At 66.1% G+C, this 17,530-nt stretch carries 17 protein-coding genes; 10 read left to right on the top strand and 7 right to left on the bottom strand.

Annotation, left to right across the window (positions count from 1 at the left end):
* Positions 1–153: 153 nt before the first annotated feature.
* The 3 genes from HYN69_RS15330 to HYN69_RS15340 all read left to right on the top strand — a co-directional run bounded on the left by HYN69_RS15330 (position 154) and on the right by HYN69_RS15340 (position 1,460).
* Positions 154–612 carry a hypothetical protein gene (locus HYN69_RS15330; protein WP_108436508.1) on the top strand — a complete coding sequence of 153 codons (459 nt, stop codon included), beginning with the start codon at positions 154–156 and terminating at the stop codon, positions 610–612.
* Between the two features lie 150 nt (positions 613–762).
* Complete coding sequence (locus HYN69_RS15335; protein WP_108436509.1) at positions 763–1,143, top strand: flagellar export chaperone FliS; 381 nt, start codon at positions 763–765, stop codon at positions 1,141–1,143.
* A gap of 11 nt (positions 1,144–1,154) precedes the next feature.
* Positions 1,155–1,460 (top strand): hypothetical protein, encoded by a 306-nt coding sequence (locus HYN69_RS15340; protein ID WP_159082498.1) that lies wholly within the window; start codon positions 1,155–1,157, stop codon positions 1,458–1,460.
* 64 nt (positions 1,461–1,524) lie between these two features.
* Here HYN69_RS15340 and HYN69_RS15345 read toward each other — a convergent pair whose 3' ends face one another.
* Positions 1,525–1,713: a hypothetical protein gene (locus HYN69_RS15345; RefSeq protein ID WP_108436511.1), complete on the bottom strand. Its 189-nt coding sequence runs from the start codon at positions 1,711–1,713 to the stop codon at positions 1,525–1,527.
* A 47-nt stretch (positions 1,714–1,760) separates the two neighbouring features.
* The gene (locus HYN69_RS15350) at positions 1,761–2,243 is read right to left on the bottom strand and encodes a hypothetical protein (protein WP_159082499.1); all 483 of its coding nucleotides are present in this window, start codon (positions 2,241–2,243) and stop codon (positions 1,761–1,763) included.
* A gap of 111 nt (positions 2,244–2,354) precedes the next feature.
* Here HYN69_RS15350 and HYN69_RS15355 point away from each other — a divergent pair, with 111 nt between their 5' ends.
* Positions 2,355–2,765 carry a hypothetical protein gene (locus HYN69_RS15355; protein WP_230426438.1) on the top strand — a complete coding sequence of 137 codons (411 nt, stop codon included), beginning with the start codon at positions 2,355–2,357 and terminating at the stop codon, positions 2,763–2,765.
* The gene (locus HYN69_RS15360; RefSeq protein WP_159082500.1) at positions 2,762–3,397 is read left to right on the top strand and encodes a tetratricopeptide repeat protein; all 636 of its coding nucleotides are present in this window, start codon (positions 2,762–2,764) and stop codon (positions 3,395–3,397) included. The genes HYN69_RS15355 and HYN69_RS15360 overlap by 4 nt, the downstream gene beginning before the upstream one ends.
* A 2-nt stretch (positions 3,398–3,399) precedes the next feature.
* Here the strand turns inward: HYN69_RS15360 and rnr are convergent, their stop codons facing one another.
* From rnr to HYN69_RS15375, 3 genes are all read right to left on the bottom strand, one after another.
* Positions 3,400–5,652: a ribonuclease R gene (gene rnr, locus HYN69_RS15365; protein WP_108436515.1), complete on the bottom strand. Its 2,253-nt coding sequence runs from the start codon at positions 5,650–5,652 to the stop codon at positions 3,400–3,402.
* A gap of 115 nt (positions 5,653–5,767) precedes the next feature.
* Entirely contained in the window at positions 5,768–6,772 is a 1,005-nt protein-coding gene (locus HYN69_RS15370) for an NAD(P)H-dependent flavin oxidoreductase (RefSeq protein ID WP_108436516.1), read from the bottom strand.
* A 296-nt stretch (positions 6,773–7,068) separates the two neighbouring features.
* A complete protein-coding gene (locus HYN69_RS15375) occupies positions 7,069–9,582 on the bottom strand; it encodes a Hint domain-containing protein (RefSeq protein ID WP_159082501.1) in 2,514 nt (837 codons plus the stop codon).
* 229 nt (positions 9,583–9,811) lie between these two features.
* On the opposite strand from HYN69_RS15375, the gene HYN69_RS15380 reads away from it, so the two are divergent.
* A complete protein-coding gene (locus HYN69_RS15380; protein ID WP_108436518.1) occupies positions 9,812–11,791 on the top strand; it encodes a hypothetical protein in 1,980 nt (659 codons plus the stop codon).
* Here HYN69_RS15380 and HYN69_RS15385 read toward each other — a convergent pair.
* Both HYN69_RS15385 and HYN69_RS15390 read right to left on the bottom strand, forming a co-directional pair.
* Complete coding sequence (locus HYN69_RS15385; RefSeq protein ID WP_108436519.1) at positions 11,788–12,633, bottom strand: FkbM family methyltransferase; 846 nt, start codon at positions 12,631–12,633, stop codon at positions 11,788–11,790. The two genes, HYN69_RS15380 and HYN69_RS15385, sit on opposite strands and share 4 nt — an antisense overlap.
* A 104-nt stretch (positions 12,634–12,737) precedes the next feature.
* Positions 12,738–13,979: a trans-sulfuration enzyme family protein gene (locus tag HYN69_RS15390; RefSeq protein ID WP_108436520.1), complete on the bottom strand. Its 1,242-nt coding sequence runs from the start codon at positions 13,977–13,979 to the stop codon at positions 12,738–12,740.
* Between the two features lie 157 nt (positions 13,980–14,136).
* Between HYN69_RS15390 and HYN69_RS15395 the strand changes: the two genes are divergently transcribed.
* The 4 genes from HYN69_RS15395 to cysW all read left to right on the top strand — a co-directional run bounded on the left by HYN69_RS15395 (position 14,137) and on the right by cysW (position 17,528).
* Positions 14,137–14,601, top strand: a complete 465-nt coding sequence (locus HYN69_RS15395; RefSeq protein ID WP_108436521.1) for an RrF2 family transcriptional regulator — start codon at positions 14,137–14,139, stop codon at positions 14,599–14,601.
* A gap of 203 nt (positions 14,602–14,804) precedes the next feature.
* Positions 14,805–15,785 (top strand): sulfate ABC transporter substrate-binding protein, encoded by a 981-nt coding sequence (locus tag HYN69_RS15400; RefSeq protein ID WP_108437250.1) that lies wholly within the window; start codon positions 14,805–14,807, stop codon positions 15,783–15,785.
* 1 nt (position 15,786) lies between these two features.
* Positions 15,787–16,638 (top strand): sulfate ABC transporter permease subunit CysT, encoded by an 852-nt coding sequence (gene cysT / locus HYN69_RS15405; protein WP_108436522.1) that lies wholly within the window; start codon positions 15,787–15,789, stop codon positions 16,636–16,638.
* Between the two features lie 11 nt (positions 16,639–16,649).
* On the top strand, positions 16,650–17,528 hold the full coding sequence (cysW, locus tag HYN69_RS15410) for a sulfate ABC transporter permease subunit CysW (RefSeq protein ID WP_108437251.1): 879 nt from the start codon (positions 16,650–16,652) through the stop codon (positions 17,526–17,528).
* The last annotated feature ends 2 nt before the right edge of the window (positions 17,529–17,530 follow it).

Below are 17,530 nucleotides of genomic sequence, written 5' to 3' on the forward strand. Positions count from 1 at the left end.
CGGTCTGCCGCCGCCCGAAGCATCCGTATCGGTCGGCGTCAGACCTGTTGATCTGAAACGGAATCGCACGGATTTACGGGGCCGACAGCACACCGCGCGCCCTGCGACCACATAGGCAGGGACCGACCATCAGGCTCAGGAGGGCCGCCCGCCATGACCAGCGCACCCCGCGCCACAGCCACCGTGACGCTGCGTCCCCCGCAGGCCAGCCGGTCCAACGGCCTCGTCGCCGCCATCCTCTCCGACCGGCCCGCACCGATTGCCGAAGCCGCCCGCGCCGCCGGCATCGCCTGCGATTGCGCGACTGCCGAAACGCTCTGGCTTTTGCCCTACAACGCCCCGCGCATCCTGTTTCTCGACCTGCCCGTGGCCGGTGTGACGCCCCGCCGTCTTGCCCTTCTTCTGCGCCAGCTCTGCCGCGCCAACCCCGACATGGTCATCGCCGCCCTCGCCCCCCCACAGGGCCTGCCCTGCGACATCGAGGTCGAAGCCCTCACCGAAGACGCCCTGTCCGACGCCTTTGCCGAGGCCCGCCATTTCCTGCGCCCCGTGCCGAACCGCCGCTCGCTCTTCTTCCCGACGACCCCGAAACGCGCATCGCTCTTCCGCTGACCCTGTGGTCAGCGGTCGGCGGGGGTGGGCTGTGACTGGCGTTCGGCCCGCCCCCGTTTCTCTTGCTTCCCCTAAAACACTGCCCCTTCCGGTCGTTCTTCCTTTCAACCGGCCGCTGAAACAACGGCGGCACTACGAAAGGCAGCGACGATGACGTTTCTCAACGCAAGGGCACAATACCGGCGCACCGATCAGGGTGATGGCCTCTCGGTCGAAAGCCCGCACGGCATCATCACCGTCACCTTGCGCGAACTGGAACGCTCGCTCCGCGCCCTAGCCGCAGCCGAACCCGACCGCACCTATCCTGCCCTGCACCTTAACCGCGCCTTCACCGCGATCTACATCCTGCAATCGAGCCTCGATTTCGACAAGGGCGGCGAAATCGCCCTGAACCTGTTCCGCGTCTATGAATTCGCCCGCCTCCGCGTGGACGAGGCGTTCCGCAAACTTCCCAGCCCGCAACTGCACGAAGCCGCAGAGCACGTCGCCTCGCTTCTCGGCGCATGGTCCACCATCGGCACAAAGGCATAAGGATGCACGGCATGATGCAACATGTGGTCGAAGGTCCCGCGGCGCTCAGCCTCGCCATGGCCGAAGGCCACCTGCAACAGGCGATGAGCAGGTCCGACATGGTCGATGTGCTGGTCGCCGCCTCCGAGCTTGACCGCATGGTGCGCTCGCTCGGGCCCTCGGCCCGGTCCGATCAGGACCGCGCAGCCCTATTGCGCGCCGGCGACGTCGTCGGTTCGGTCCTGATGCGGCTGGAAACCGAAATGACGCGCGGACTGGCCGCACGCCGCAACGATGCGCGCCTGCGCAACGCCTATTTCGTGCCCGACCTGACCTGACTTCCTTCAGACATGCGAAAACGGGCGCAAGACTGCGCCCGCACGTCACCCTGTCTTCCGGTCCTCAGCCCTGCTGATCGGCAAAGACGCTGCGCGCCCGCCGCCGCGACCCCAAAAGCGACAACATCGCCACAGAGCGGCGCTTTGCCGGTTCACCCGCCTCGTCGCAAAACACGCATTCCACCCGCAGGTTCGCCAGATCGACACCCGGCGTCGGCGTAAAGGCTTCGGTGATGTTCAATTCAGGTTTCATCGCACCTCTCCGGTTGCTCCTGCCCCCGTGCTGCAAGCCGCGTGCCGCTACTGCGTCACCAGACCCATAATCAGCACTTCCTCGACGGGTTCTGGCAGCGCATCGGTTCCCAGCGCCTTGTTCACCACGTCGCGCAACGGTCCGGGCAGGGTTTTCAGCAAAACCGCAGGCTCCGCCGTCTTGGCCACCTCGACCTGCGCCACCTTCAGCAACGCCGCCAACAGGGCGGGCCGCCGCTCGTCCACATCGGCCTTCAGCGCGACAAGATCGCCCACCGATGCCCGCAGCGAAACCCCCAGCGTCAGCATCACCCGCACCGGCTGTTCGGCCACCGCGACAGCAAGCTGTTCTTCCAGCGGCACATAGACCAGCATCGTATCGGGTTCAGGCGCCACCTCGTCCTTTGGCACCTGTGCAAAGGGCGGCGGCGGCACCGGCTGCATCACCCGAAAGGCCGCAACCCCGAACCCCCCTCCAAGGCAAAGGAATCCGAGCACGGCAAAGACAAGGGGCGGTGTGGCTTGCGACATGCCCGCCCCCTGCAAGCCCCGTTCCACCCGCAGTACCTAAACATCCGGCGCATCCTGTCGTTGCATCACCTAAGGCCGCTACCAAAGGAAACCCGCGCCATGAAGGAAAGGATGTCCCGCGCCCTCGTGCCGGTCATCTCGCGGCTGCCCATGGTGGTGCGCCAGCGGCTCGACCCCAAAGAGCGCGCCGAAAAACTGCGCGCCTCCGAAGCGCAGGACTTCGACCTCGTCCGCCACGAAACCCACCTCAGGAACCGCAGCCAGGTCGAGCGTTTCCTGCCCGACATCCTTGGCCGCGCCCTTGCCCGCATCTGGATCGACCAGACCTTCCGCCTGCGCTTTTCCACCGACCCCAAAGGCACCCTTGCCGATTACGGCGTCCATCTGCCCGATGCGATCACCATCGATTTCGTCACCGAAGGCACGATCCGCCCGCAGGTCGTGGTCTACGAACGCATGGCCCCGAACGTCCCGCCGCGCCGCCTTTTGTATCTGCAACTCGTGATGATGGCGGGCAAATGATGCGACTTGCCCTTGCTCTTTCGGCGCTTCTCACCTTGCCCGCGCAGGCGCAGGCGCAAGTAACCGAAACGCCCGATTTCCGCCGCGCCATCGCCGCCGCCCGCGCAGGCGATACCGCCACCGCCGCTGCCCTGTTCCTGCCCCTTGCCCGTGGCGGAGACGCACAGGCGCAATTCAACCTCGCACTTTTGTTCTTCGATGGCCGCGGCCTGCCGCAAAACCATGCCGAGGCGCTCTACTGGGCATGGCGCGCCCGCCTGTCAGGCCGGCCCGAGGCGCAAGCCCTCATCGCCCGCATGGTCGATGCCGCCACGCCCGACCTGCGAAAGGCGCTCGCCGCCCGCATAACCGCCGACCTCGATCCACGCGTCAAGGCGGGCGAAGGCCGCGCCATGCTGGAACTGTCCTTCGTCCTTCTCGACATCCTGCCCGAGCCCGATCTCGTCTCGGCCTATGTCTGGCAGGCTCTGTCGGCAGCATTCGAAACGCCCAACGCCGTCGCCGCCCGCAACGCGACCTTCGCCCGCCTCGACCCCAAAGACCGCCCAAAGGCGCAAGAAATGGCGATGGGCCAGCTCAAAACCCTCTGCCAGTCCGGACTGGCCGATCCGGTCTGCGCCGCCCTGTTCTGACCCTAACGCCGCTTGCGTTCGACCTTGCGCTTGATCTTGGCATCGCGCGGGGCGAACTTGCCGGGCTTGCGCGGCGCATAGCCCCGCCGCTTCTGGCCGTGCCCCTGGGCAAGCGCCGACCCTTCCAGCGTCAGCAACTCCAGCACCAGCCCTCCCGTAACCGGTGTCGCCTCGGCCAGACGCACCGTCACGCGCTGGCCGATCCCGATGGTCTGGCCGGTATCGGCCCCCGTCAGGATCTGCGCGTCCTGATCGTAATGGAAGAACTCGCGCCCCAATTCGCGGATCGGAATCAACCCGTCCGCGCCGGTTTCGTCCAGCTTCACGAAGACGCCGAACCGCTGCACGCCGGAAATCCGCCCTGCGAATTCGGCCCCGACACGGTCGGACAAATAGGCCGCCAGATAGCGGTCGGTCGTATCGCGCTCTGCCGCCATCGACCGCCGTTCCGCATCCGAAATCTGCTTGGCGGTTTCTTCCAGCGCCTCGATATCGCCCGCCGACAACCCGTCATCGCCCCAAGCGTGCCCCGCGATCAGCGCGCGATGCACGATCAGGTCCGAATACCGCCGGATGGGTGATGTGAAATGCGCGTAGCTTCGCAGTGCCAGCCCGAAATGCCCGAAATTCTGCGGATGGTAATAGGCCTGCGTCATCGACCGCAGGGTCGAGATGTTCAACAGCTCGTCAAACTCGGTCCCCTGCGCCTGCGAAAGCAGCCGGTTCAGATGCGCGGTTTTCAGCACCTGCCCCTTGGCCAGCGTAAAGCCCGAAGCCTCGGCCACCTCGCGCAGCGCGTCCATCTTGTCGACGCTCGGTTCTTCATGCACGCGGAACAGCAAGGGCTTCTTCAGCCGCGTCAATTCCTCGGCCGCCGCCACATTGGCAAGGATCATGAACTCCTCGATCAACTTGTGCGCGTCCAGCCGGTCGCGGAAATCGACCGACAGCACCTTACCCTCGTCCGACAGCACGATCTTGCGCTCGGGCAGGTCCAGCTCCAGCGGCTGGCGCACCGCCCGCGCCGTCTTGGTCGCCTCATAGGCGGCATAAAGCGGGGCGATCACGCGCTCCATCAGGGGCGCCGTGCGCTCGGTGGGGCGGCCATCCACCGCCGCCTGAACCTCGCCGTAATGCAACGACGCTGCCGACCGCATCAACCCGCGCACGAAACGGTGCCCGATCTTGGCCCCGCCCGCATCCAGCTTCATACGCACCGCAATGCAGGGCCGATCCACCCCTTCGTGCAGGCTGCACAAATCGCCCGAAAGCGTATCGGGCAGCATCGGCACCACACGGTCGGGGAAATAGGTCGAATTCCCGCGCTTCCTCGCCTCGCGGTCCAGCTTCGATCCGGGGCGCACGTAATAGGCCACATCGGCAATCGCCACCCAGACGATATGCCCGCCGGGGTTGGCCGCGTCGGTATCGGCCTCGGCGAACACCGCGTCATCGTGGTCGCGCGCGTCAGAGGGGTCTATCGTCACCAGCGGCAGGTCGCGCAAATCCTCGCGCCCGTCCAGCGGTGCGGGCAAGGCGCGGTCGGCCTCGGCCACCACGGCATCGGGGAACTGGTCGGGAATGCCGTGCTGATGGATCGCGATCAGGCTGACAGCCCGCGGCCCCATCGGATCACCCAACCGCGCCGTAATCCTCGCCCGCGGCAGGCCCAGCCGCTTCGGCCCCGTATGTTCCGCCTCGACCAGCTCGCCGTCCTTGGCACCGCCCGTATCCTCGCGGCCCACGCGCCATTCCTTGTCGGCGCCCTTGTCGATGGGCACGATCCGCCCGCCCTCGGCCTCGGCACGGAACACACCCAGCACCCGCGCGGGGTTCGACCCCAGCTGCCGGATCAGCCGCGCCTCATAGGCGTAATCGTCCAGATCGACCTTGGCCAGACGCGCAAGGATACGGTCCCCCGCGCCCAGCGCCGGATCGCCCTTCTTCGCAATGAACAGGATGCGCGGCGGCTCGTCCTCGCCGGTCCATTCCAAAGGCTTAAGGAACAGATCCCCCGCCTCATCGGGCGGCAGCACGGCCAGCAGCGTCACCGGCGGCAGACTGCCCGCCTCGCGGAAGGTCCGGCGCGTCTTGACGACACCGCCTTCGTCCTCCAGCTCGCGCAAGATGCGCTTAAGCTCGATGCGCCCCGCACCCTTGATGTTGAAAGCCTTGGCAATATCACGCTTCGCCCCCTGTCCGGGGTTCTCGGCGATCCACTGGCGGATCTGGTCTTTTGTGGGCAACTGGTTCATGGCTCGGGGTTAACATGACAAGGCCGGAAAGGCCATATTGCTGCACGCCAAGGCCCGAACCGCACAAAACAGCCAACGCCCGAAACCCGTCCTTCCTGCCGTGCTTCGACCGCGCTCATCCCGCCATGCACCGAAAACAGGCCTCGGCCCCGGCCACCATTCGCCTGATCCGCTCGGCCGCGGGGACGATATCACCGATAGCCCCCGCCCCCTGCCCCGCGAAAAGCGCCATCTCCTCCATCGCCCCCACCGTCGTCCGCAGGGGCGAATCGGTGCTGTAGCGGTAAAGCGGGCGGCCCTCCTCCCATGCGATCACCTCGCGCGGCAGGCGGTCCGGGTCATGGCCCAACAGGTCGAACCCCAGCCGGTCCGTCACGCTGTTCGCGATCACCCGCACCGCCGCCTGCGCGGGCCAGTTCAGCACATAGACATCGGTCAGCACCGTATCCTCTGCCCCCGCCGCGACGACACGCTCCTTATGATACTGATGCGCAAAGGATTCCTCGGTCGCCAGAAAGGCCGTCCCGCAGTGCACGCCCCCGGCCCCCATCGCCAGCGCCGCAGCCAGCCCCGCCCCCGTCGCGATCCCGCCCGACGCCACGACCGGAACGCCGGCCCCCGCCACCACCTGCTCCAGCAACACAAGCCCGCCGACACGCCCATGCACATGCCCGCCCGCCTCGACCCCCTGCGCGATCAGCACATCGGCCCCCGCCCCCTCGGCCTGCCGCGCCGCCTCGACGGTGCCTACCTGATGCAGCACCTTGCACCCCGCAGCCTTGACCCGCGCCACCGCTTCGGGAACCACATCCCAGAAAAACGTGAAATCGCGCACCCCGAGATCGAGGCACCGCCCGATCTGCCTGTCCAGCAGCCCCGCCTCGGTGGCTGCAGGGATCACATTCACCGCAAAGTTGCGATCCGTCGCCGCCCGCAGCGCCGTCACCTCGCGGGCGATCAGATCGGGGTCCTCGCGCACCATGCCAAGCATGGCATAGCCCCCCGCATTGGCCACCGCCGCCGCCAGTTCCCACCGCGCCACGCCGCCCATTCCGGCCAGCAGGATCGGCACGTCGCAACCCAGAACATCGCACAGCGGGGTGTAAAGCGTTCGTGACATCGTCCGGCTCCTGCATGGCAACATGTCCGCAGGCTGCGCCCGATTCCCATCTTGGTAAATACCCCGCCAAGGGGGCGGCAGCGCCCCGCTTACGGATCGGGCCCGTCCGGCAGCGGATCAAGCTGCGCCACCCCGATCATCCCCGACGATCCGCGCGCAATCGCTGCGTGTCACCTGATCGCCCGCCACCCCCTCGCGCGGGGTCCACAGCATCAACCTTTGGCTTGGCGCACCACGGCACGGTAGCAGCCTGCAAGCCCGTTCATCATCCGCACGGCGGATTCAGGGAACACGCGCTAGGCCGCAAGTGCCTGCAGCAACAACCGGCTTTCATAGGCACGCAAACTCGGCCGCGCCGCCTGCCGCGCGGCATGGCCCGCATCGGCAAGGTCGGGAAATATCCTGAACAACTCCTCGCGCTGCGCCGCATCCAGCCCCGCCATGGTCTGGTCACCCGGCTGGAAACTCTCGGTCCACAGACCGTTCGATTTCACCACCTCGTGCCTGTCAAAGACAAAGTGGATATACTCGACAAAGCCAACCTCGACCTGACGCACGCCGGGATGACCCAAAAGATGCAGCGCAGGCACCAGCACTTCGGCCTCGCCGAACAGCAGCTCGCACAGACTGCCTGCGAACAGCACCCGATGCTGCGGCGAAACCACCAGCGCCCTCCGGGGCAATCCACCGCCCAAAGCCCACGCCGCAATCTCGACCGGCATCAGTTCGGGATGCGCTGCCAACTCGGCCGCCTCCAGCCGCCGCCGCCCAACCCAACGCACGGGCGCAAAGCCTCCATCGCGCACCCGCACCCTGTCGCCCACCCGCAATGCCTCGACCTTGACCGCCCCCTTGTCGGTCGCGATCCTGCATCCGGGCGTGAAGCACGGCACCACCGTCTCGATGTTCTGATAGGAAAGTGACCCGATCACCTGCGCTTGGGCATTCAGGAACTGCACCGTCCCGCTGCCGGCCACCTGCGTGTTGCGCAAGATCCGCACCGGACCCATACCCGCCAGATCCAGCCGGTCCAAATCCGCGCCACCATCCACGGTATCGCCGATCCCCGCACGGATCACATCATTGCCACTCCCGCCCCAGATGCCGTCGCCGCCACTGCCGCCGGTGACGATGTCATCCCCCGCCCCGCCGTAAAGCAGGTTCACCCCGGCCGCATCGGTCATGACGTCACTGCCGTCGCCGCCATAAACCGTATCGGCCCCCGCTCCGGTCTGGACCGTATCGTTGCCCGCGCCGGCCTCGATCGCGTTCGCCCCGCCCGTATCGGTGATCAGGTCCGCATCGTCGCCGCCAAAAAGCGCGTCGTTCCCCCCGCCCGAGATCAGCGTATCCGCCCCGGCGCCGCCTTCCAGCCGGTTCGCGCCGAGCGAATCCTCCAGCCGGTCGCTCCCCGTCCCGCCGTAAAGCGAATCCGCCCCGGAACCGCCCGTAATCCGGTCATTGCCCGCATCGCCATAAAGCTGGTTTTCGCCGGCACTGTCGGCAATCGTGTCGGAGCCGTCCCCGCCATAGACCGTATCCGATCCCGCATCGCCGGTCAGGCTGTCGTCGCCCGTCCCGCCATCGACCAGATCGTTGCCCGCACCGCCGATGATCGTGTCGTTGTCGGCCCCGCCATAAAGGCTGTCGTTGCCCCCCGCCCCGTCCAGAAGGTCATTCCCCGCACCACCGAAGAACACGTTGGTGAAACTGTCGCCCGCAACCGTCGATTGCTGGTCGAAACCGGTCAAAGTATCGCCAAAGGCCGACCCGATGATGCCCTCGACCGAAACGAGGGTATCGCCCTGTGCATGCCCGCCAGAAACGACGCCGGTGTTCAGGTTGACCGACACCGCCGCGTTCGATGCCGAATAATCGACCACATCGCTGCCAGGCCCGCCGTTGATGACATCGCCGCCCAGCCCGCCCGCCAGCGTATCGGCTCCGGCCCCGCCCAGCAGCGAATCCGTACCCACCCCGCCGAACAGCCTGTCGTTGCCGTCATCACCCAAAAGCGTGTCGTTGCCATAGCCGCCCGACAGCGTATCGTCATCCGCCCCGCCCTCGATCCGGTCGTTGTCGACCCGCACCGCCTCGAACTGGATATTGGACACATAGACGACCTGCGTCGCCCCGCCGAGGTTGCTGTAGATGATCTGTACCCGCGCGACCGGACCGGCGATCTGCACCAGCGCCGACCCTTGTGCCACCGACATCGTGTCGGTGGTCCCCGCCGCAGTGATCGTCGACCCCGACACCACATCGTTGCCGCTCGCCGTGATCGTCACCGGTACCGCAATGCCGTTCGCGGCAAAGGCGAGGATCTGCACCCTGTCTTGCCACCCGCCCGAGTCGATGTCGTTCAGCCGGAATGCGACGTTCTGGACATTCGCCTCCATCCCGCCACCGCTGACCGGCGCGAAATTGACCGTCGTCGTCGATTGCCCGTTGCCCGGCCCGTCGATCTGCAGGTTCGATGTCGCGCTGAACGTCTCGCCCGGCGCGACATAGGCCGTGTCGACGCTCTCGATCGAAAAATCCGTCTTGCCGACATCGTCCGAGAATCCAACCGACACGGTCATACCCGAAACGGTTTCGGTCTGCGTCCGGGTCAGCTTGGCCTCGTCCCGCCCGAGAGAGGCCCAACTGAACACGCCCGAAACCACCGTCGGCGTCTCGGCGCTGCCGACGATGCTGTCCGCACCGGCCCCGCCGATCAGCGTGTCATTGCCGGCCAGGCCGGTCATCAGGTCGTTCTGCCCGGACCCCGACAGACTGTCGTTGCCGGTCCCACCGGTTAACGTCGCCAAACTGCTCTCCTCGGCAGATGCATTCTGAACGCGCATCCTTTACCGACGTTAGTATATGTTAATGATCCATCGGGATAGGGTGGCCCCAAGCGCAGCACACAAACCGTGGCAGAAAAGCCAATATCGCAACACTTCCCCGCACCCGCCGCAGCCGTGTAATTAACTAAAGTAAAGATTTAAGCTTCGTCGAAACCGGACCATATCGCCGCAAACCATGGAGGGGCGCCGAATGTCTGCCACCCCCGACCTTGCCCCGCGCCCCGCCGACGGCGTGGCCGCTGCTCCGCCCAAGCGCGCGGTCGTACGGCCAGCAATGGTCCTCGACAGCCTCGCCGCGCTGGTGCTGATCGCGGCGCTCTGGTTTGCCACACGCCCCTATGGAGGCATCGTCCACGATGCCCAGCTCTACCTTGCTCAGGCGCTGCACCGCGCCGATCCGGCAACCTACGGGTCTGACATCTTCTTCCGCTACGGATCGCAAGACCGCTATTCGCTGGTGTCGCTGGCCTATGCGCCCGCCGTCCGCGCCCTCGGTCCGGGGGGCGCGCATCTGGCGTTCTTCCTTGCCGCCTCGTCGCTGTGGCTGTCGGCGGTCTATGCCTTCGCCCGCAGCCTGTCCGGCAGTCACCGCCTCGCGCTGCTTGGCTGCGTCACCGCCTGCACGCTGCTGCCGACCTACACCTTTGGCGTCCTGCAATACGGCGAGCCGTTCTTCACCCCCCGCCTGCTGGTCGAGGCGGCAGGCATGGCGGCACTCGCCTGCATCTGTCGCGGCAACCGGCTGGCCGCCTTTGCCCTCGGCGCGGTTGCACTGTTGCTGCACCCCTTGCTGGCGCTGCCACTGCTGGCGCTCCTTCTTGTCCTGTCCGGCCCGATCACCCGCATCTTCCTCCCGGTATCCGCCACCGGCGTCCTCGCGGCACTCACCCTCGGCCTTTCGGGCATAGACCCTTTCGACCGCCTGTTCCAAAGCATCGATGCCGAATGGCTCGGGCTTCTGGAGAAATGGTCGCAACACAGCTTCGTCAGCTATTGGGGCTGGCAAACGCTGGCCATCTGCATCCTGCCCGCCGTCTGCCTGTGGCTGGTCGCCCGCTTCGGAACCCACGTGCAGCGCAGGCTTGCAGCGGGAGCATCCGTCATCGCCGCAGCCTTTGTCCTGACCAGTTGGGTGATGGGCGACCTTTTCGCGAACCTCTTGATAACGAACCTGCAACTCTGGCGCGCTACATGGCTTTTCGTGCTTCCCGCCGCCTGCCTCGCCCCCGTAGCACTCGCCCTGCTTCCCGCCACCGGTGCAGCCCGCCCGATCTTCCTCGCCGCCCTGACCCTCAACGCCATCGAAGCCCGCTTCGGCAGCGGAGCGATTCCCTTCGCCTCGGCCAGCCTTGCCCTCGCAGCCCTCGCAGCCCTCGCCTCGGCACGCGCGCAAACCCCACGGCTGCGCCGCCTCGCAGGCCTCGGCTCGTCGGGCCTTGCCGCAGCAGCGACCCTGCTTGCCTTGGCCGAAGTCGCAGGCTTCGTCGCAGACCGGCCCACTGCGGTGCTGAAAGACAGCCTGACCCGCAGCGCCCTTGTCCTGTGTCTCGCACTTGCCCTCGTCGCGCTCGTCCATGGCTGGCAAAACACCCGTCGCGCGGCCCTCAGGCGCACCGCGCTGGCCCTCGTCACCGCAGCCCTTGCCGTGGCAAGCGTCAGCATGGCCGACCGCCGCGACGGGCGGATGCGCCTCGTGACCACCGCAGCCCCCCTCGACGCCCGCTTCTTAGCAGCCCTTTCAGACCGCAGCGTCTATTGGGAAAACGGGCTGCAAATCCAGTGGTTCCGCTTGCGTCAGCCCGCCTATTACTCGTGCATCCAAAGCGCCGGCTCCATGTTCTTCCGCCAGACCGCGATCGAACTCGCCCGCCGCAGCGCAGCACTTTCCGCCCTGAACACCGCCGATTTCCCGACCGATCCCGAAGCAAACTGCCGCCCCCGCGCCAATCCGGCCGAAAACGGCCCGACCACGGTCGCACAGATCGAAACCGCCTGCCGCGCCCTGCCAGACCTCGACGCGATGGTCCTTAACGCCGACCTGCCCGACGCTCCGCACCTGTCGTGGCAACCGGGCTACGACCTGCCGGTCACGACCGGCGCCCCGAAAGCGGCGCAAGACGGCCCGACAGGGTCATACAACCTCTACCTCTGCGCCGACTTCCGCCCCTAGCCGTCGCGCAGATAGAACGAGTTGTTGTTGCTGCGCCCCACAAGCCGGTAACCATTTCGTGCAAAGGCAGCCGCACATCCCGGATAATCGGTATCCGCTTCGGGATGCTCGATCACGATCCGGCGCGGCATCAGATGCGTCGGCCCCTCGTCCAGAAACGGCACAAGCGCGCGGTCCTCATGCCCCTCGATGTCGATCTTCAGCCCGTAAATCGCATCCAGGCCCGCCTCGGCCAGCACTGCCTCCAGCTTTCGCATGGGCACCGGTCCGGCCGCACTTTCCTCGACCGAAACGATCGCCAGATCATCCTTGCGAATCAACAGATCGGCGCGGCCCTCGGTGTCGCTGACAGCGGCATGAACCACCGTCAGGTTCGCAAGCCCGGTCGCCTCGGCATTCCACAGCAACTCTTCGACCATCTTGGCATTGGCATCCACCGCCACCACCCGCCCCGTCCGGCAGGCCACCGCCAGCGGCAAGGCATAAAGCCCGATGTTGCTGCCCAGATCGACGAAATTCGCCCCCTCACCGGCCCCGTCCAGCAGGAAATCGATATCCTCGGCGTTATAGTCCGGCACCAGAAGCAGCCCGTATTCGATCAGGTTGTTCTGAAGCCTGATACGATACCGCGCCCCGCGAAACGCGATATCCAGCGCCCCGCTCCCCAACCCGAAGATCAGCTTGGTCAAGGTGCCCCGAAACACCCCGCGTTTCATGAAACTGTGCCGCCCCAGCGTGATCAGCATGCGCTGCACCCGATTGGGACGATACCTGCCATAGGGTTGAAAATCCGAAACGAGCGCCTTTTCCGTCTCGGTCAAAGACCGCCAAACCTTGGCCATCACACACTTTCTACAAACTCACACACTCGCACGCCGCGACCCTAGCCGCCGACGCCCGCCGCTTCAAGTCTGGCGCGACAGGTGTGCTGCGCGGTAACGTCGCGTCAACCTCCGCCCGTCAACGCCTGATCGAGGTCGGCGATCACATCTTCGGCCGCCTCCAGCCCGACCGAAAGCCGGAACCCGCCGCCGCCGGCGTAACGGCGATAATCCAGCACCTGCGCCGGCGTCAGCCGATAGGTCTCGCGCGCCATCGCATCGGTATCGAGCATCGTCACGATGCTGCGCTGATGCCCCAGCGAAAAGGCGTAATGCACCACCTGCAACCGTTCCGCCAAACGCCGCGCCATAGCCTCGGGCGCGTCGGTGCGAAAAAAGATCATGCCCCCCGCAAGCTTCATCTGCCGCGCGGCAAGCCCCGCCTGCGGATGCGACGCAAGGCCGGGATAGACCACGCCCGTGACCGCGCCATGCCCTTCCAGAAACGCCGCCACCCGCCCCGCCGTCTCGTTTATCTGGCGCATGCGGGGGAACAGCGTGTCGATCCCGCGCAGGATAAGCCATGCGTTCGCCGCAGGCATCGCAGCCCCCAGATACACGCCCGCCCGCCCCCGCATCCGCGCAATCACCTCGCGCCGCCCCGCGACGACCCCGCCCAGTGCATCGCCATGGCCATTGATGAACTTGGTCAGCGAATGCACCACCAGATCCACCCCCAGCGCCAAAGGCTGCGTGGCCACAGGCGTCGCCAACGTGCTGTCGACCGACACCGGCACCCCCCGCGCATGGGCGATCCGCGCCACCTCGGCCAGATCGGTCAGCCGCAAGATCGGGTTGCACGGGCTTTCGCAATGCACCAGCCGCGTGTTCGGTCGCAGCGCCGCCGCCAGCGCCCCCGGTTCCGACAGGTTCACCGCCGTCACCTCGATCCCAAGGTCAGGCAGGATGCCCCGCGCCAGCTCGGCCGCACCGGCATAGGTCACATCGCCGATCACCAGATGGTCGCCCTGCTTCAACAGCGTCAGGAACATCCCCGCAATCGCCGCAACCCCCGTGGCAAAGGCCAGCGCATCCTCGGCCCCCTCCAGCGCCGCCATCCGGACCTCGAGCGCCCGCACCGTGGGGTTCAGCCACCGTGCATAGGTGAACGGCTCTTGCGCGATGTCCCCCAGGCCCGCCGCCGAAAACGCACCCTCGCCGGGCACCACCAGATTGTTGACCGACATCGACAGATTGGGCTGGATCGACCGCGTCACCGGATCGATCTGCAACCCGGCATCCAGCGCCAGCGTTTCCGGCCGCGCGGTCGCGGGCACCACCGGCAGTCTCGGCTTTCTCTCGTCCATCTTCGGTCTTCCTGTCTGCCGCGCCATCCGCACCCGGCCAAAGATGCCCCGCTTTCGCCGGAATGGCGACACCCCCCTTTTCCTCCCCGCCGATACACGACAGCATCAGGCGTGTTTTTACATTGAGCAAATGCTCGACCGGGCGTATTCAAAGGCTATGCTCACGCAAAAGATGAAATATGCCCTCAAAGCCCTGATGGAACTCGCCGCCGAACGGGCAGGCGAAGGCCAGCCCCTGCGGATCGAGGAAATCGCCAAGCGGTCGGGCACGCCGAAACGGTTTCTCGAACACATCCTGCTCGAGGTCCGCAACGCAGGCTTCGTCGCCTCGGTCCGCGGGCGGCACGGCGGCTATGCGCTGATCAAAGACCCGCGCGAGGTTCCGCTGAGCGAGCTGATGCGCCTGATCGACGGGCCGATCGCACCCCTGCCCTGCCTGTCCCGCCGCGCCTACCAGCGCTGCGACGATTGCCCCGACGAAGAAGCCTGCCGCCTTCGCAAGGTGTTCGGGCAGGTGTTCTGGTCCTATCTCCTGCTGATCGACTCGCTCACCTTGGCCGATCTCGTCGGCACCGGCGAATCGTCCGACCCCGCCGCCGCGGCCCTGCAACTGGGCGTATAAGTCCGCTTTCCCCTGCCAAAGCCGGACGAGAGAGAATGATCATCTCTTTTCACGACAAACATTGACGTGATTATTCCGTTGATTTTCTCGACCACATCTGTCGTGATTGTCGTCATAGAGGCACTGCGCCTCGGTCACACAGCAAAGGCCTCGCCATGATCCACACCGTAGCCCAGCAAACCCGCGCACGTTCCCTCAAATCCATGATCGCCGCCGCCCTCGTCGGCTTCGGCGCGCTGACGCTGGCCGCCCCAACGGCGCAGGCCGAAACCCTGTTGAACGTCAGCTACGACCCAACGCGCGAATTCTACCGCGACTACAACGAATGGTTCGCCAACTGGTGGGTGGCCCAAGGCAACCCCGCCCCCGAAATCCAGACCTCGCACGGTGGATCGGGCGCACAGGCCCGCGCCGTGATCGACGGGCTGGAAGCACAGGTCGTCACGCTCGCCCTCGCCTCGGACATCGACCAGATCGCAGCGCGAACGACCCTTATCCCCAAGGACTGGCAATCGCGTCTGCCGCACAATTCCTCGCCCTACACCTCGACCATCGTCTTCCTCGTGCGCGAGGGGAACCCCAAAGGGATCAAGGACTGGAACGACCTGATCGCCGACGGCGTGCAGGTCATCACCCCCAACCCCAAAACCTCGGGCGGGGCGCGGTGGAACTACCTTGCTGCATGGGGCTATGCGACCAGGAACGGGCTGGACCCGCGCGAATTCGTCGCCTCCCTTTACCGCAACGTCCCCGTGCTCGACACCGGCGCGCGCGGCTCCACCACCACCTTCGCCCAGCGCGGCATCGGCGACGTGCTGCTGGCATGGGAGAACGAGGCCTATCTGGCGCTGGCCGAACTGGGCGAAGATCAGTTCGACATCGTGGTCCCCTCGATTTCGGTTCTGGCCGAGCCGCCGGTTGCGCTGGTCGATGGCCACCTGACCGATGAAAACCGCGCCTTGGCGACGGCCTATCTGGAACAGCTCTACAGCCCCGAAGCGCAGGCAATGGCGCTGCGCCACTACTACCGCGCATGGGATACCTCAGCCGCCGATCCGGCCGACGTGGCCCGCTTCCCTGAAATCGAACGCCTGTCGATCGCCGATTTCGGCGGCTGGGCAAAGGTGCAGCCGGAACATTTCGGCGACGGCGGCATCTTCGACCAGATCTACCAGGCGCAGTAACATGACCGCACGCGCCTTCACCTTACGCAATCCCACCCCCATGCCGGGGTGGGGCCTTTCCTTCGGCATCATGCTGACAATGCTGTCCCTCGTCGTGCTCATCCCCATGGCCGTACTCTTGTGGCGCGGCTTCGCGGGCTTCGGCGCCGGCGGGATATGGGAGGTGGTCAACCGCCCCCGCGTCTGGTCGGCGCTGGCCCTGTCGTTCCGCGCGGCCTTGGTCGCCTCGCTGTTCAACCTCGTCTTCGGCGTGCTGCTCGCGTGGGTGCTGGTGCGCTACCGCTTCCCCGCCAAGGGGATCATCGACGCCGCCGTCGACCTGCCCTTCGCCTTGCCCACGGCCGTTGCGGGCATCGCCCTGACCGCGATCTATGCGCCGAACGGCGTGTTCGGATCGGTCATCGCCGACACCTTCGGCCTGCGCGTGGCCTATACCGAACTCGGCATCTGGATCGCCCTCATCTTCGTGGGCCTGCCCTTCGTCGTCCGCACCGTGCAACCCGTGATCGAAGAGATCGACCGCGAGACGGAAGAAGCCTCCGCCACCCTCGGCGCCAGCCGCCTGCGCACGCTCACCCATGTCGTCCTGCCGATGCTCGCCCCCGCCGCGCTGACCGGCTTTGCCCTCGCCCTCGCCCGGGCGGTGGGTGAATACGGGTCGGTCATCTTCATCGCAGGCAACCTGCCCAACGTGACCGAAATCGCCCCCCTCCTCATCGTCATCCGGCTGGAAGAGTTCGACTATGACGGTGCCGTCGCCATCGCCATCGCGATGCTGGCGATCTCGTTCACCCTGCTTCTGGCCATCAACCTGATCCAGATCTGGAGCCGCCGTCGCATGGGCGCGGTATGACAAGGCACATCATGACCGACACGCTGACCGCCCCCCCGCGCCGACGCGCCTTTCGCCCCGCCACGACCGAACCGGCCGTGGTGAAATGGACCCTTATCGCGCTTTGCCTCGCCGTGCTGACCGTCCTTTTGTTCGCGCCGCTGATTGCGGTATTCGACGAGGCGTTGCAGCGCGGCTGGGCCTTTGCACTCGCCTCGCTCTCGGAACCCGACGCGCATCGTGCGATCTGGCTGACCCTGACGGTAGCCGCCATCGTCGTGCCGCTGAACGCCGTCTTCGGCATTGCCGCCGCATGGGCCGTCACCAAATTCGATTGGCGCGGCAAGGCCTGGGTCATCACCCTGATCGACCTGCCGTTCTCGGTCTCGCCCGTCGTCGCGGGCCTTCTCTTCGTGCTGATCTTCGGCGCGAACTCGGCCCTTGGCGCATGGCTTGTCGCCAGCAGCTTTCCCGTGGTCTTCGCCGTGCCGGGGATCGTGCTGGCCACGCTCTTCATCACCTTCCCCTTCGTCGCCCGCGAACTGATCCCCGTCATGCTCGAACAGGGACGGGCCGAGGAAGAAGCCGCCCTTACCCTTGGCGCCTCGGGCTGGCGCACATTCCTCACCGTGACGCTGCCCAACATCCGCTGGGCGCTGCTGTACGGCGTCCTCCTTTGCAACGCCCGCGCGATGGGCGAATTCGGCGCGGTCGCCGTCGTCTCGGGCAAGATCCGTGGCCAGACCACGACCATGCCCCTGATGATCGAGATGTTTTACAACGAATACCTCTCGGTCGCAGCCTTCACCATGGCCGCGCTTCTTGCGCTTCTGGCCTTCGTTACCCTGACGCTGAAATCCGCCTTGGAATGGCGCTACGCCGACCAGTTGGCCGCAACCCACCGCCATTAGGG

The sequence above is a fragment of the Gemmobacter aquarius genome (genome assembly GCF_003060865.1).
In the GTDB taxonomy this organism is placed as follows: domain Bacteria; phylum Pseudomonadota; class Alphaproteobacteria; order Rhodobacterales; family Rhodobacteraceae; genus Paragemmobacter; species Paragemmobacter aquarius.

Bases quoted from the DNA above. Each gene is read 5' to 3' on its own strand.
- cysW (WP_108437251.1), top strand. From the start codon at position 16,650: ATGACCGACACGCTGACCGCCCCCCCGCGCCGACGCGCCTTTCGCCCC.
- rnr (WP_108436515.1), bottom strand. From the start codon at position 5,652: ATGAACCAGTTGCCCACAAAAGACCAGATCCGCCAGTGGATCGCCGAG.
- HYN69_RS15390 (WP_108436520.1), bottom strand. From the start codon at position 13,979: ATGGACGAGAGAAAGCCGAGACTGCCGGTGGTGCCCGCGACCGCGCGG.
- HYN69_RS15385 (WP_108436519.1), bottom strand. From the start codon at position 12,633: ATGGCCAAGGTTTGGCGGTCTTTGACCGAGACGGAAAAGGCGCTCGTT.
- HYN69_RS15395 (WP_108436521.1), top strand. From the start codon at position 14,137: ATGCTCACGCAAAAGATGAAATATGCCCTCAAAGCCCTGATGGAACTC.
- HYN69_RS15380 (WP_108436518.1), top strand. From the start codon at position 9,812: ATGTCTGCCACCCCCGACCTTGCCCCGCGCCCCGCCGACGGCGTGGCC.
- HYN69_RS15370 (WP_108436516.1), bottom strand. From the start codon at position 6,772: ATGTCACGAACGCTTTACACCCCGCTGTGCGATGTTCTGGGTTGCGAC.
- HYN69_RS15355 (WP_230426438.1), top strand. From the start codon at position 2,355: ATGTCCCGCGCCCTCGTGCCGGTCATCTCGCGGCTGCCCATGGTGGTG.
- HYN69_RS15335 (WP_108436509.1), top strand. From the start codon at position 763: ATGACGTTTCTCAACGCAAGGGCACAATACCGGCGCACCGATCAGGGT.
- HYN69_RS15345 (WP_108436511.1), bottom strand. From the start codon at position 1,713: ATGAAACCTGAATTGAACATCACCGAAGCCTTTACGCCGACGCCGGGT.
- HYN69_RS15360 (WP_159082500.1), top strand. From the start codon at position 2,762: ATGATGCGACTTGCCCTTGCTCTTTCGGCGCTTCTCACCTTGCCCGCG.
- HYN69_RS15400 (WP_108437250.1), top strand. From the start codon at position 14,805: ATGATCGCCGCCGCCCTCGTCGGCTTCGGCGCGCTGACGCTGGCCGCC.
- HYN69_RS15330 (WP_108436508.1), top strand. From the start codon at position 154: ATGACCAGCGCACCCCGCGCCACAGCCACCGTGACGCTGCGTCCCCCG.
- HYN69_RS15350 (WP_159082499.1), bottom strand. From the start codon at position 2,243: ATGTCGCAAGCCACACCGCCCCTTGTCTTTGCCGTGCTCGGATTCCTT.
- cysT (WP_108436522.1), top strand. From the start codon at position 15,787: ATGACCGCACGCGCCTTCACCTTACGCAATCCCACCCCCATGCCGGGG.
- HYN69_RS15340 (WP_159082498.1), top strand. From the start codon at position 1,155: ATGATGCAACATGTGGTCGAAGGTCCCGCGGCGCTCAGCCTCGCCATG.